This is a genomic window from Halomonas huangheensis, from assembly GCF_001431725.1.
In the GTDB taxonomy this organism is placed as follows: Bacteria; Pseudomonadota; Gammaproteobacteria; order Pseudomonadales; family Halomonadaceae; genus Halomonas; species Halomonas huangheensis.
The window spans coordinates 38,062-50,367 of the sequence record NZ_CP013106.1; the positions used below are offsets into that span (position 1 = coordinate 38,062).

Annotated in this window: 12 protein-coding genes; 3 read left to right on the top strand and 9 right to left on the bottom strand. The window is 59.2% G+C overall.

Annotated elements, in window-relative coordinates; genetic code table 11:
• Positions 1 to 74 precede the first annotated feature (74 nt).
• From AR456_RS00155 to gpmI, 3 genes are all read right to left on the bottom strand, one after another.
• Positions 75 to 1,304 (bottom strand): S41 family peptidase, encoded by a 1,230-nt coding sequence (locus AR456_RS00155; RefSeq protein WP_155829297.1) that lies wholly within the window; start codon positions 1,302 to 1,304, stop codon positions 75 to 77.
• 216 nt (positions 1,305 to 1,520) lie between these two features.
• Positions 1,521 to 2,774, bottom strand: a complete 1,254-nt coding sequence (locus AR456_RS00160; protein ID WP_236995526.1) for a murein hydrolase activator EnvC family protein — start codon at positions 2,772 to 2,774, stop codon at positions 1,521 to 1,523.
• The gene (gene gpmI / locus AR456_RS00165; protein ID WP_021819556.1) at positions 2,771 to 4,342 is read right to left on the bottom strand and encodes a 2,3-bisphosphoglycerate-independent phosphoglycerate mutase; all 1,572 of its coding nucleotides are present in this window, start codon (positions 4,340 to 4,342) and stop codon (positions 2,771 to 2,773) included. The genes AR456_RS00160 and gpmI overlap by 4 nt, the downstream gene beginning before the upstream one ends.
• 388 nt (positions 4,343 to 4,730) lie before the next feature.
• Between gpmI and AR456_RS00170 the strand changes: the two genes are divergently transcribed.
• From AR456_RS00170 to AR456_RS00180, 3 genes are all read left to right on the top strand, one after another.
• Positions 4,731 to 5,153 carry a rhodanese-like domain-containing protein gene (locus AR456_RS00170; RefSeq protein ID WP_031208215.1) on the top strand — a complete coding sequence of 141 codons (423 nt, stop codon included), beginning with the start codon at positions 4,731 to 4,733 and terminating at the stop codon, positions 5,151 to 5,153.
• Between the two features lie 156 nt (positions 5,154 to 5,309).
• Complete coding sequence (secB, locus tag AR456_RS00175) at positions 5,310 to 5,822, top strand: protein-export chaperone SecB (protein ID WP_021819558.1); 513 nt, start codon at positions 5,310 to 5,312, stop codon at positions 5,820 to 5,822.
• Complete coding sequence (locus AR456_RS00180) at positions 5,822 to 6,565, top strand: 16S rRNA (uracil(1498)-N(3))-methyltransferase (RefSeq protein WP_021819559.1); 744 nt, start codon at positions 5,822 to 5,824, stop codon at positions 6,563 to 6,565. Before secB ends, AR456_RS00180 begins: the two co-directional genes overlap by 1 nt.
• A 44-nt stretch (positions 6,566 to 6,609) precedes the next feature.
• Here the strand turns inward: AR456_RS00180 and ehuA are convergent, their stop codons facing one another.
• From ehuA to AR456_RS00210, 6 genes are all read right to left on the bottom strand, one after another.
• Positions 6,610 to 7,386, bottom strand: a complete 777-nt coding sequence (gene ehuA, locus AR456_RS00185; protein ID WP_021819560.1) for an ectoine/hydroxyectoine ABC transporter ATP-binding protein EhuA — start codon at positions 7,384 to 7,386, stop codon at positions 6,610 to 6,612.
• Between the two features lie 71 nt (positions 7,387 to 7,457).
• Positions 7,458 to 8,153: a GntR family transcriptional regulator gene (locus AR456_RS00190; RefSeq protein WP_021819561.1), complete on the bottom strand. Its 696-nt coding sequence runs from the start codon at positions 8,151 to 8,153 to the stop codon at positions 7,458 to 7,460.
• A 65-nt stretch (positions 8,154 to 8,218) separates the two neighbouring features.
• On the bottom strand, positions 8,219 to 8,899 hold the full coding sequence (gene ehuD / locus AR456_RS00195) for an ectoine/hydroxyectoine ABC transporter permease subunit EhuD (RefSeq protein ID WP_021819562.1): 681 nt from the start codon (positions 8,897 to 8,899) through the stop codon (positions 8,219 to 8,221).
• A 4-nt stretch (positions 8,900 to 8,903) separates the two neighbouring features.
• Positions 8,904 to 9,647, bottom strand: a complete 744-nt coding sequence (gene ehuC / locus AR456_RS00200) for an ectoine/hydroxyectoine ABC transporter permease subunit EhuC (RefSeq protein WP_021819563.1) — start codon at positions 9,645 to 9,647, stop codon at positions 8,904 to 8,906.
• A 32-nt stretch (positions 9,648 to 9,679) separates the two neighbouring features.
• Positions 9,680 to 10,552 (bottom strand): ectoine/hydroxyectoine ABC transporter substrate-binding protein EhuB, encoded by an 873-nt coding sequence (gene ehuB / locus AR456_RS00205; protein ID WP_021819564.1) that lies wholly within the window; start codon positions 10,550 to 10,552, stop codon positions 9,680 to 9,682.
• Positions 10,553 to 10,637: 85 nt separating this feature from the next.
• Positions 10,638 to 12,242 (bottom strand): sulfatase family protein, encoded by a 1,605-nt coding sequence (locus tag AR456_RS00210; protein WP_021819565.1) that lies wholly within the window; start codon positions 12,240 to 12,242, stop codon positions 10,638 to 10,640.
• Between the last annotated feature and the right edge of the window lie 64 nt (positions 12,243 to 12,306).

Below are 12,306 nucleotides of genomic sequence, written 5' to 3' on the forward strand. Positions count from 1 at the left end.
CTCTGACCACCAAAGCAAACGGCCCGAGTCCTGTGACTCGGGCCGTTCATGTTGCTGGGTAGGTCGGGACGGGTCTAGCGTTGTCCGATAACGTTCAGTGCCTTGAGCAGATTAAGCGCTTCACCCAATTGATAGTCATCGGTGAGGCGTTCGCTGCGAGAATCTGCTGCATCCTCGATGTTGTTGCCGAGGTGACCGGAAAGATCGGATTCGCGAACGCGCAGGTTGCTCTGTTCTGCCACTTGCAGGCGTCCTCGGACCACTTCGACATCCGGTTCGATACCTTGAGCCTGGATCGAGCGGCCATTGGGCGTGTAGTAGAGCGCGGTGGTGAGCTTGAGGCCCTCGCCATTGCCCAGCGGCATGATCTGCTGGACGGAGCCCTTGCCAAAGCTCTCGGTACCCATGATCACTGCACGACGCTGGTCCTGGAGCGCGCCGGCAACGATCTCCGCGGCTGAAGCGCTACCACCATTGATCAGCACGACCAGCGGCACATTGGGCTCGGCGGTGCGTGGTGTCGCCGAGAAACTCATCTGGCTATCCGGCAGACGGCCCTCGGTATAAACGATAAGTCCTTGACTGACAAAGGCATCGACTGCATCGACAGCTGCCTGTAGTACGCCGCCGGGGTTATTGCGCAGATCGAGCACCAGGCCGGAAAGTGGTCCATCCTCACGCAACTCGTCCAGTGCATCCACGACCTGGCTGCCGGTACGTGACTGGAACTGGCTGATGCGCAGATAGCCGTAGCCGGGCTCGAGTATTTCGCTCTTGACGCTCTCGGTGCGAATGATTTCTCGTGTCACGGAAATAGTCCGCGGTGAACCCCCTCCGGCGCTGACGACCGTAATCTGAATACTGGTACCGGGTTCGCCGCGCATCAGGTCCACCGCATCCTGCAGATTCATGCGATCCGTCGGGGTATCGTCGATGCGTAGAATGGTATCGCGAGCCTGCAGACCCGCGCGTTCCGCAGGGGTGTCATCAATGGGAGTGATGACCACCAACTGGCCATTCTCCATGCCGACCTCGATGCCGATGCCACCAAATTCGCCCTCGGTGGTCTCACGGAGGTTCTCGTAGGCGTCGCGATCAAGATAGGCGGAGTGTGGGTCGAGCTCGCTGAGCATGCCGCGCATGGCATTCTTGAGCAGCGTGGCGTCATCGACATCCTCGACGTAGCCGCGCTTGATGCGCTCGAAGACCTCGGAGAATGCCTGGATCTCCGCTACGGGTAGATTATCGTCAGCGGTGCTCTGAGCCATGGCTTGACCGGGCAGCGCCATGACAAGGGCAAGCATCAGCACGATAGCTGGGCGTAGCCCGAAGTCACGAGACCGGAGTCTCAAGGGCGACAGCTTTACAGACAACAGGTTGAGACGCAGGAAGCCTGGAATAGCGGCGAAAGGGTGGGTCATGCTGTCTCCGCGGCGCATTGGACAAGACCCACAGCATAGCCCGCAGTTGTGGGCGATGAAAATGGCCGATAGCAGATTGGCTGAATCCAGAGGGTTGCTTCAGCGCCGCGCAATCCAGCTCTGGGGGTTGATGGGTTCTCCACCGCGGCGAACCTCGAAGTAAAGCCCCGGACTCGAGCGGCCACCGCTATCGCCGACGCGGCCTAGTGTCTGGCCGGTCTCGATACGACTGCCGACTCCGGCATCAAATTGCTGCAGATGCGCGTACAGCGTCATCACGTGGTCGCCGTGATCGACGATCAGCAGGTTACCGAAGCCGCGCATCCAGTCGGCGAACACGACTCGTCCGGTGTGTACTGCCTTGACCGCGGTACCTGCAGGGGCCTGAATCAGGATGCCATTGCGATGTACTCCGCGTCCCTGATGAAAGCGCGACAGCATGTTGCCTTGCACTGGCCAGGGGAGATCACCGCGGGTGCGTTCGATATTGGTTGAGGGCAGCGGCTGGTCGAGGTTGGCTATTGCTTCCTGAACCTCTCGCAACACCCGTTCGGCATGGGCGCGGTCCTGGCTGAGCGCCTCGATACGTGAGGCCTCGGTGTCATAGCGTTGGTTCAGGTCTGAGAGTAGCGCCTGACGCTCTTGAGTCTGCTCGGCGAGCTGCTGGCTACGGCCCTGCAGTTCCGAGGCCAGTTCATCGAGGCGTTGTTGGCGGCTATCCAGTTGGCGTCGGTTCTCGGCCAGTTGCCGATCCAGTTCCGCCAGCGTTTCGATACGGGTGTTGCGGGCCTGGGACAGATGATTGAGGTAGGACTGCAGGCGATCCAGGCGTGCTGGATCATCCTGGTTCAACAGTAGTTTGAGCTGCGGTGTGCGACCGAGGCGATAGAGCGCATTGAGCTGGCGGGCCAGCGCGGCCTGTTGGGCTTCGCGTTCTGTCTCCATGGCACTACGGCGCTGTTCAAGCTCAGCAATGTCCTGGCTCAGCTGACGGCGTTCGGTCTGAATCTGATCCAGTTGACGATTGGTGTCGGCCAATTGGCTTTCGACGGCTTTCAGTTCGTCGCTGGCCTCATCGCGAGCATCGTCAGTTGCGGTCAGCGCCTGGTTGGCTCGTTGGATGCGTTTGCCGATCGCATCGAGCTGAGCCCGGGCTTCGCTCTCGCTGGGAGTCGCCTGGGCCTGGTTGATCACCAGCGGAGTCGACACAGATGCCGGCAGGGGGGCTCCTCCCAGCCATAGGCCAAGGCCTAGACTGGCGATCAGCAGGTGGCGAGATACGACGCAGCACCGGCGAGAGGCCGGTGCTGCGAGGCGCAGATCTGATGATGATGTTTGGCTGCAGCGGCTCACGACAGAGTGATCAACACCTCGCCAGTCATATCCTCTGGCACGTCCTGCTGCATCATGGTCAGTAGCGTCGGTGCCAGGTCGCACAGACGACCGTCATCGCGTAGCTGGGCGTCTTGAGCGCCGACATAGATCAGCGGCACCGGGAAGGTGGTATGCGCTGTCTGAGGGTTGCCCGTCACCGGGTGCACCATCTGCTCTGCGTTGCCGTGGTCAGCCGTCACCAGGCAGGAACCGCCAGCGCGTTCGATGGCCTCGACCACCCGGCCGACGCACTTGTCGACGGCTTCGATAGCGGCCTTCGCGGCATTGAAGTCGCCGGTATGCCCGACCATGTCGCCGTTGGCATAGTTGCAGATAATCAGGTCGAAGCTGCCGGCATCGATGGCATCTACCAGCTTGTCGGTCAGCTCGTAGGCGCTCATCTCAGGCTTTTCGTCGTAGGTCTTGACGTCCTGCGGAGAGGGCACCAGTACCCGAGTCTCACCGTCGAATTCCTGTTCTCTGCCACCGGAGAAGAAGAAGGTGACGTGAGCGTATTTCTCGGTTTCGGCGATGCGCAGCTGAGTCAAGCCGCGCTTTTCCATGATCTCACCCAGGGTGTTGGTCAGCTCGACCGGCGGGAAAGCCGAAGGCGCAGGGATATCCGCCGCGTATTGGGTCAGCATCACCATGCCATCGGCGGCAAGTGTCGGGTGGGCCGTGCGCTGGAAACCGTCGAAGTCCTCGAGCACGATGGCACGTGCCAGTTCGCGTGCGCGGTCGGCGCGGAAGTTGAGGAACAGCACAGCATCGCCGTCCTCAACAGTGGTTCCATTGCCGGAGGGGCGTACGCTGGTAGCGGCGACAAATTCATCGCTCTCGCCACGCTCGTAAGCAGCATCGAGGCCCGCTTCGGCAGAGCTGGCGGTATGTTCGCCATGGCCCTCGGTGATCAGGCGGTAGGCCTTCTCCACACGGTCCCAGCGGTTATCACGATCCATGGCGAAGTAACGGCCGATGATCGAGGCGACGTAGCCGTTTTCGGCACCGACCAGCTCGGACAGCTTGGCATTGACTCGCTCGATGGAAGGGCGAGCACTCTTCGGAGCGGTATCGCGGCCGTCGAGAAAGCCGTGCAGATAGATGCGCCTGGCACCGCGACGCGCAGCCATTTCGGCGACCGCCAGCAGGTGGTCCTCATGGCTATGCACGCCACCCGGCGACAGCAGGCCCAGCAGATGTACGGCCTTGCCGGCAGCGACTGCCGCATCGATAGGTGCAGTCAGTACCGCATTGGTATCCAGCTCACCATCCTTGATGGCCTTGGTGATGCGCGTGAAGTCCTGATAGACGATACGGCCAGCGCCGAGATTCATGTGGCCGACTTCTGAATTACCCATCTGGCCGTCGGGCAGGCCAACGTAGCCGCCGTCGGTATGAATCAGAGTATGCGGGCGCTCCAGCCACAGGCGGTCCATGTTCGGGGTATCGGCGGCAGCGATGGCGTTGGCGGTGGAATCCTCGTTGTGGCCATAGCCGTCGAGAATGATCAGCGCCACCGGGCGCGGTGCAGTCGCGGTGTCCGTCATGCGGAATTGCCTCTAGTCGTGGAATGACGCCCGGCACCCTTCTTGCGCTGCCAGGATCTGCCTCGATGTGGCAGTGGTGCTGGTGGCGTGGGATGTTTTCCGGAGGCCATGGGTTAACGCTGGTGCCATGCGCAACGAGCCGCCACCTCCTGTTCAGGATACTGGTTCAGGACACTGGACCAGGGCAGGGGTCGCGAGTCGCTTTTCCTTACGGCATCATATCCCAGGGTGGCGTCAGACGTCATGCCCACACTGTTGTGGAATCGCCACCTTCCTCGACCGACTCCGTTACACGAGACAGGGCGAGGCTCGTGTATACTGGGCGCCCACCGAGTCAGCGATGTTGACCGAGCCCAATTTCAGCACCCGACAAGAGTTAGCCGACCCCATGATCGATCAGCTGTTCGAATTTGTGCAGAATCACCCATTGCTGGTAGCGGCCTTCGCCGCCGTACTGACCGCATGGCTCATCTATGAGCTGCGCAACGCCAATGCCGGAGGAGTGACAACCAGTGAGGCCACTCAACTGGTCAACCGCGAAGAAGCGGTTATCCTCGATATCCGCGACAAGAATGACTTCAAGGCGGGACATATCGCCGGTGCGCGCAATATTCCTCAGAGCAGCCTTGATTCCCGGATGGCGGAGCTCGACAAGTTCAAGTCGGTACCTGTCATCGTTGTGTGCAAGCACGGCCAGAGTTCAGGCGCCGTTCAGGCCAAGCTGAAGAAGGCGGGTTTCGAGCGCACGCTCAAGATGCGTGGCGGCATGACCCAGTGGCAATCTGATAGTCTGCCTATCGTCAAGAAGTGAGGCCAGGCTCGTAGACAAGGTGAGAGCAGACAGGCGAGGGCTGAAAGCGCATGGCGCGTCCTTGATCATGCATGAGCATCATCACTGTAATGCTCTGGCCGTATTTATGCAGTGCTCACGGCAACAAAAATTCACGGGAATACAAGGAATTCTCTCATGGCAGAAGACAACAAAGGCAACGCTGACGCACAGGCGGCAGGTCAGCAGGAAAAGCCGCAGCTGCAGTTCGCTGTGCAGCGCATCTACGTCAAGGATATTTCCTTCGAGGCGCCGAATTCTCCGGCCGTTTTTGCCCAGCAATTCAAGCCCAAGGTCGGCCTCGACATTGATACCAACAGCAGCAAGGTGGCAGACGATCTGTATGAGGTCGTGATCAAGGTCACTGCCCAGGTCACGCATGCTGAAAGCGGCACAACCTGCTTTCTCGCCGAAGTACAGCAGGCTGGCCTGTTCCGTATTTCCGGTATCGAAGGCGACCAGTTGGATCACACTCTGGGTGCGTTCTGCCCCAATGTGTTGTTCCCTTACGCACGCGAGTGCGTCGACAACCTCGTCAACCGGGGTGGTTTCCCGCCGCTGATGCTGGCGCCGGTCAATTTCGAGGCCCTGTACCTGCAGAAGAAGCGCAAGGATGCAGAGTCTGCTGAACAGGCACCGACCGCACACTGATGATGGACGCTGAATTTCAAGGCCCCCGCATCCACGTCGCCGCCGCGCTTGTCGCCGGCGGCGACGTCGTTCTGCCTGAGGGTCCAGCGCGCCATGTGGGCCGCGTGCTGCGTCTCGGACCTGGCGCACCGCTGGTGCTGTTCGATGGTGCCGGGCGAGAGGCTGCCGCTGTGCTCAGCGAGGTCGAGCGCAAGCGGGTCACTGCGAAGATTGTCACCGTGCGTGCTGGTCGCGGTGAATCACCGCTGGCCGTGCATCTGGGTCAGGCGATCTCCAAGGGCGACCGCATGGATTACGCCATCCAGAAGGCGGTCGAGCTCGGAGTATCGACGATAACGCCGCTGTATACCGAGCATGGCGATGTGCGCCTCAAGGGTGATCGTGAAGAGAAGAAGCTCGCCCATTGGCAGGCCGTTGCCGTCAGCGCCTGTGAGCAATGTGGCCGCGCCACGGTTCCCGAGGTTCAAGCACCGCAATCGCTGGATGTTTGGCTCGCCGCACGTGATGAGCCGCTGCGTCTGGTGTTGCACCCCGGCACCCCCGGCGCGCTCGAAAGAGCCGAGTCAGTATCCTCGGCCTGTGTGCTGATCGGCCCCGAAGGTGGGCTGTCGGCGCGTGAAGTGGCGGCTGCCGAGCAATCCGATTTCGCCGCCCTGACCCTCGGACCGCGCATTCTGCGCACCGAAACCGCCCCTGTGGTGGTACTGAGCCTGTTGCAGGCGCGCTTCGGCGACCTGGGCTGAAAGCCGGGTTTTTTGCAACTGTCACCACTATCTCAAATACAGTCTCAACCCGCTTCAAGCACGGCGTGCAGAAACTGTTGAGTGCGTTCCTGTTGTGGTGAGTCGAGCAATTGCCTGGGCGGACCTTGTTCGCAGATTCTACCGCCGTAGAAGAAGCACACCCGATCCGAGAACTCCCTGGCAAAGCCCATCTGGTGAGTCACCATCAGCATCGTTAGATCGTGTTCCCGGCCGATATTACGGATCACCTCCAGTACCTCGCCCACCAGTTCAGGATCGAGCGCCGAGGTGACTTCGTCGAACAGCATGATCTTCGGGCGCATGGCCAGTGCACGAGCGATGGCAACGCGCTGTTGTTGCCCGCCCGACAGGTGGGCCGGGTAGTGGCCTTTCTTCTCCGACAGACCAACCATATCCAGCAACTCAGCAGCGCGAGTCTCGGCTTCAGCGCGCGACATGCCCAATGCGCCGATGGGCGCTTCGATGCAGTTCTGCATGGCGGTCATATGCGGGAAGAGATTGAACGACTGGAAGACCATACCTATGTTGCTGCGAACCTCGCGGATATGGGCGGGCGAGGCGGGCACCAGGCTATCTCCTTGATGCATATGGGTCAGCGGTTCGCCGCCGACCCAGATAACGCCATCGTCAATGTCCTCCAATGTCATCAACATGCGCAGCACGGTGGTCTTGCCGGATCCTGACGGGCCGATGATCGATACCTTCTCGCCCTGGGCGATATCGAGATCGAGAGAATCCAGCACGATATTGTCGCCGTAGCGCTTGGACACCTTGTCGAAACGAATCATGGGGTGGTTCATGTCGCTCTCCCTATCGGTTGCGGCTGATCTTGCATGGCGCTGTGTAGTGCGCTGCATGAAAGGCGCAGTGCTTATTGTTGGTTGGCCTGCTGCTCGGAGGCATGCATATAACGATTCATGGTTCGTTTGATGTTGAGTTGGGCGATAACCCCTACCGATTGCATATCGTCCGCTTCGATGGCCTGCAGGATCATGGCGATCTCTTCTCGGGTGGCTTGTACCACTTCGTTCCAGTCGAGATTAGGCACTTTCATCAGCCAGATTCGAGTGGTCAGGAAGAACAGTCGCTCTAGCGTCTCCTTGAGTGCACGGTTACCGACCAGGGTGGTCATCTCGAGGTAATAATCGATATTCAACTGGGCGAGTCTGCGCAGGTCGGGCTTGTCCATGAGCGCATCGATACTGGCTAACGTCTCGCGTAGCCGCTGGGTGTTTTCCGCTGTCGGTTGTCTGGGTTGCAGGCGGCCGATCAGGGGCGATAGCTCAATGCGTAGTTCATAGACTTCTGCGAGAAAATCAGATGGCAGAGTGGTAACGAAGGTCCCGTTGCCGTGCTGTGTCTCGATCAAGCCTTCAGTCTCCAGTCGAGTCAGAGCCCGACGCACGGGGGTGCGGCTGACGCCGAACTCCTGCGCCAACTCGGCTTCGTTGATACGTGAGCCGGGAGGGAAGTCGAGCATACAGATGCGGCTGCGTATCTCGAGATAGATAAACTCGAGCCGTTCTTCCTTGATCGAGCGCTTTCTGTGGTTGGCTGCTGTATTCATGGCCGTTTGTCGATGCTCATGGTGTTGGGGCATTGCTGCATGGGCGCCGCAGTGCGAAGGCATGGTTATATGGCGCGCTGCTGGAGGGGGCGGTCCTGTATCGACATCCGCCGTTCCAGACTGCGTACCAGTGTTGCCGATATCACGCTACAGACAAGAAAGAACAGTCCGACAATGGTGATCGGCTCGATATAGCGGAAGGTATCTGAGCCGATGAACAGTGATTGCTGCATGATCTCGACGACTGCAACGCTCGACAGCAAAGGTGTTTCCTTGAACAGGGAAATCAAGTAGTTCCCGAACGACGGAATCACCGGTGGGATGGCTTGAGGCAGGATGATCCGCCGGTACATCTGAATGCGTGACATCTGTAAGGCGGTGGCGGCCTCCCATTGCCCACGGGGAACTGAGTTGATCCCCGCGCGGAAGGCTTCTGCACAGTAGGTGCTGTAGTGCATGCCCAGTCCGATGACCCCGGTCATCAAGGCCGGCATGGTAATACCGTACTTGGGCAGGATCAGAAACAGCACGAACAGTTGCACCAGCAATGGTGTGCCGCGAATGACCTCGATGAACCAGGTAGCAGGAACTCTCAGTAGTGCGAAGGGCGACATCTTCGCCAGGGCGAGGATCAGCCCCAACACCATGGCCAGCACGAAGCTGATAAGCGTCGCCTGGAGGGTAATGACGGCCCCCTCGGCGAGCATTGGTAGTGTCGATAGTGCGAAACCCCAATCGAAGACCATGATATCAACCTCCCACTTTTTTCATGCTGATCATGAAAGTACGCTCCAGCCACCGAAACAGAATGCTGATCAACATGGCTAGACCGAAATAGGCAGCCAGCACCATGGAGAAGATGGTTACTGTCTCACCGGTGACCTGGTCAAGCTGGTAGGCCTCGAAGGTCAGATCGGAGATGGTGATGAAGGACACCAGTGAGGTGCCCTTCAATAGCTGAACCATCAGTGTTGCGTAGGGTGGAATCATGACCACCACGGCCTGGGGCATGATCACGCGACGAAAGGCACGGAAGTTCGACAGATTCAGCGCCGTACTGGCTTCCCACTGCCCCTTGGGTACGGCCTTGATGGCGCCGCGCACGATCTCACTGCCATAGGCACCGTAGTTCAGCGAGATGCCGAGAATTCCCACGGTCAGTGGGTCGAGATAGATACCGAAATGGGGAAGCACATAGAACAGCCAGAACAGCTGAACCAGCAGCGAGCTGCCACGGAAGAACTCCGAATAGGTGATGGCGACGCCTTTCAGCAGTGCTGAGCGGGAGGATTTGGCAACACCTGCCATGACGGCAATGATGATCGAGATGATCGCAGAGGCCATGGCAATCAGAACGGTAGTGAAGAAGCCGTCCATCAGTTTGGGAAAGAAGATCGCGAACTGGTCATGTACTGCCAGGGCGGCACCCGCGATACACCCGGCAAACCCCACGGCGAATACGGCTTCGGACCTTCGAGTCAGACGCTCATCCATTGCAGCCTCCACAGAAAAGACTTAGCGAGCTATCAAGGCGCATCCGCACATAGCTGCTCAGTAGTCATCATCGGCGCTTCTTCTTCAGTGAAGCCGAATGGGCGCACCAGCTCGCGGTGCTCGGGCGTACCGATGAATTCCTTGAGAGCGGTATTGAAGGCATCACGGAACTCGCCGTCATCACGATGGAAGGCGAAGGCGCCATGGCCTCGGGTATCGGTGCTGGAGGCCTCGAAAGGTTCCGCCCGTTCCACCTTGGCATCGCCAGCGGAGTCGAGGAGACGCTGGATAGCGAGGCTGGTCATGGCCCAGGCATTGATGCGTCCTGCTTCCACAGCGGCTCTGCCGCTGGGCCCATCAGCAAAAACCGATATCTGGTCATCGCTGATACCGATTTCACGCGCGTACTTGTGGGCCTGGCCGCCACCTACGACACCCAGCTTGAGGCTGGAGTTTTCGACGAAGTCGCTATAGCCATGGATATCCTGCGGGTTATCGGACTTGACGATCATTGCCTGGCCCACCGAGAAGGTTGGCTCACTGAACAACACCTGCTCACAACGGGCAGGGGTGACAAACATGCCTGCGGCAATCATGTCGAAGCGTCGTGCCTGGAGGGCCGGAACCAGGCTGCGAAATGGCATCAGTACCGCTTCGACATTGTCTATGCCCATCCTGGCAAGCACGACCTTGGCAACCTCGGGAGCCTCTCCGGTCAGTTCGCCCTGGGGAGTGGCATAACCGAATGGCGACTCATTGGCAAAGCCGATTCTGACCACGCCAGATTCACGGACCTCATCGAGTGTTGAAGCGGCCCAGCCAGTGCCTGGCAACAGCAGCAGCGTCGCCAGGGCTGTGGCAGCCAAAGTACGAGTCTGGCGGATAATGGATCGAGTGTTATGCATTGTTATTCCTCTATCTCGTATTGCCCTGTCTTGTTATTGCCCCAGTCCGTATATGACGGATGGGTTGATGTCGGGACGTTGTGGATCACGCGCGCATGGTCGGAAATGGCGATCTGTCGCTCATGTTCAGCATCTTGCGTGCCAGCTTTTCCAGCATCAGTGACTTGTGTTGCGCGTAGTCAGGGTGATGCCAAAGGTTCTTCATTTCCCACGGGTCATTTTTCAGGTCGTAGAGCTCCCCCCAACCATCGTTGTTGTAGATGGAGACCCTGAACGACTCATCAACCAGCGTTCTGGCCCTGGGAGGATATTGCTCGCCGAATAGATTGCGCTGGTTCTCTTCTTCAATCAGCACGGATTCATGTATTGCCTGCTGGTTACCCGAGATGGCTCCGAGCAGGCTCTTGCCCTGTATACCGTTGAAGGGTTGCAGTCCGGCCCGCTCCAGCACGGTGGGGACGAAATCCACTGACGATGACACTTTGTCGTAGACGCTCCCCTCGGGTGTCAGTGTGGGGTCCGACCAGATGAATGGGACTTGAGTGACGCCGCGATAGTGCAGTGGCCCTTTGAGCAGCAGGCGGTGATCGCCCATGAAGTCGCCATGGTCACTGGTGTAGATGATGATGGTGTTGTCATCCATGCCCAGCTCTTTCAGGGTGGCGAGTATTCGACCAACACTGTCGTCGATCAGCGCGATCATGCCGTAGGTCAGCGCGATGGCCTGCCGAGCCTCGGCCTCGTTGACGGCGAAGGCGAAGCCGATATCGATGTCGCGCTTGCCCGCATCCAGTAACTCCCTGACATGTCGCACCTGGGGAATCGCATCATCGAGTGGCTGATGAAAGGAGGGGGGAAGCTCGACATCCTCGGGACGATACAGGTCGAAATACTCGCCGGGAGGAGTGAAGGGGTGATGAGGGTCCGGGAATGAACACTGCAGAAAGAACGGCTTGTCGTCATTGCTGGCCGCCAACTGCTTGAGATGATCGATGGTGCGGTCGGCCACATAGGTGCTGCTGTACAGCTCGACCGGCATGCGGGTACGCCAGGCCTCCGGTGCGATGATATCCGCTGGCAGGGCATTTTCCGGCCCGCGTAATGATGTGGGATCCGGGTGTTGCTCCTTCAGCCAGCGACCATAGTGGCCATGGGCGAGGTCGCCATGGTTGATGCACAGGTCGACATGCTCGAAGCCGTAGTAGGGCAGCTTGATCTCATGGGCGGGAATGCTCTCCCAGCGGACCTCCAGTTCCTGATCGTAAGGGCCTTCTGCCGCATGTGGCTTGAAGGCTTCCTCGAGGAACTCGGGCGGTGGAGCAAGATGTGGATTGCGTGGCTCACGCTGCTCGATGGCGGCTTCACTCATCATGCTCTGTAGATGGCATTTGCCGATCAGCGCGGTGCGGTAGCCCGACTCCTTGAGCAACTCGGTCACGGTGGTGGCATCGGTGGACAATGGCATGCCATTACCACGCAGCCGGTGGGAGGATGGCATCCGTCCGGTCATCAGCGTGGCGCGTGCGGGCATGCACAGCGGGCTGGCGGCATGAAAATGCGAAAAACGAGTGCCGCGTGCGGCAATACTATCGATGTGTGGAGTCTTGAGCACTGGGTTGCCCGCGCAGCCCAGATGATCGGCACGCTGTTGGTCGGTGATGATGAAAAGGAAGTTAGGTCGTTTGTTCATTGTTATCCCCATGCTGATGCAGGTGCCTGTCAGGCAGGCCACATGCTTTATGAAGCTAGTACAG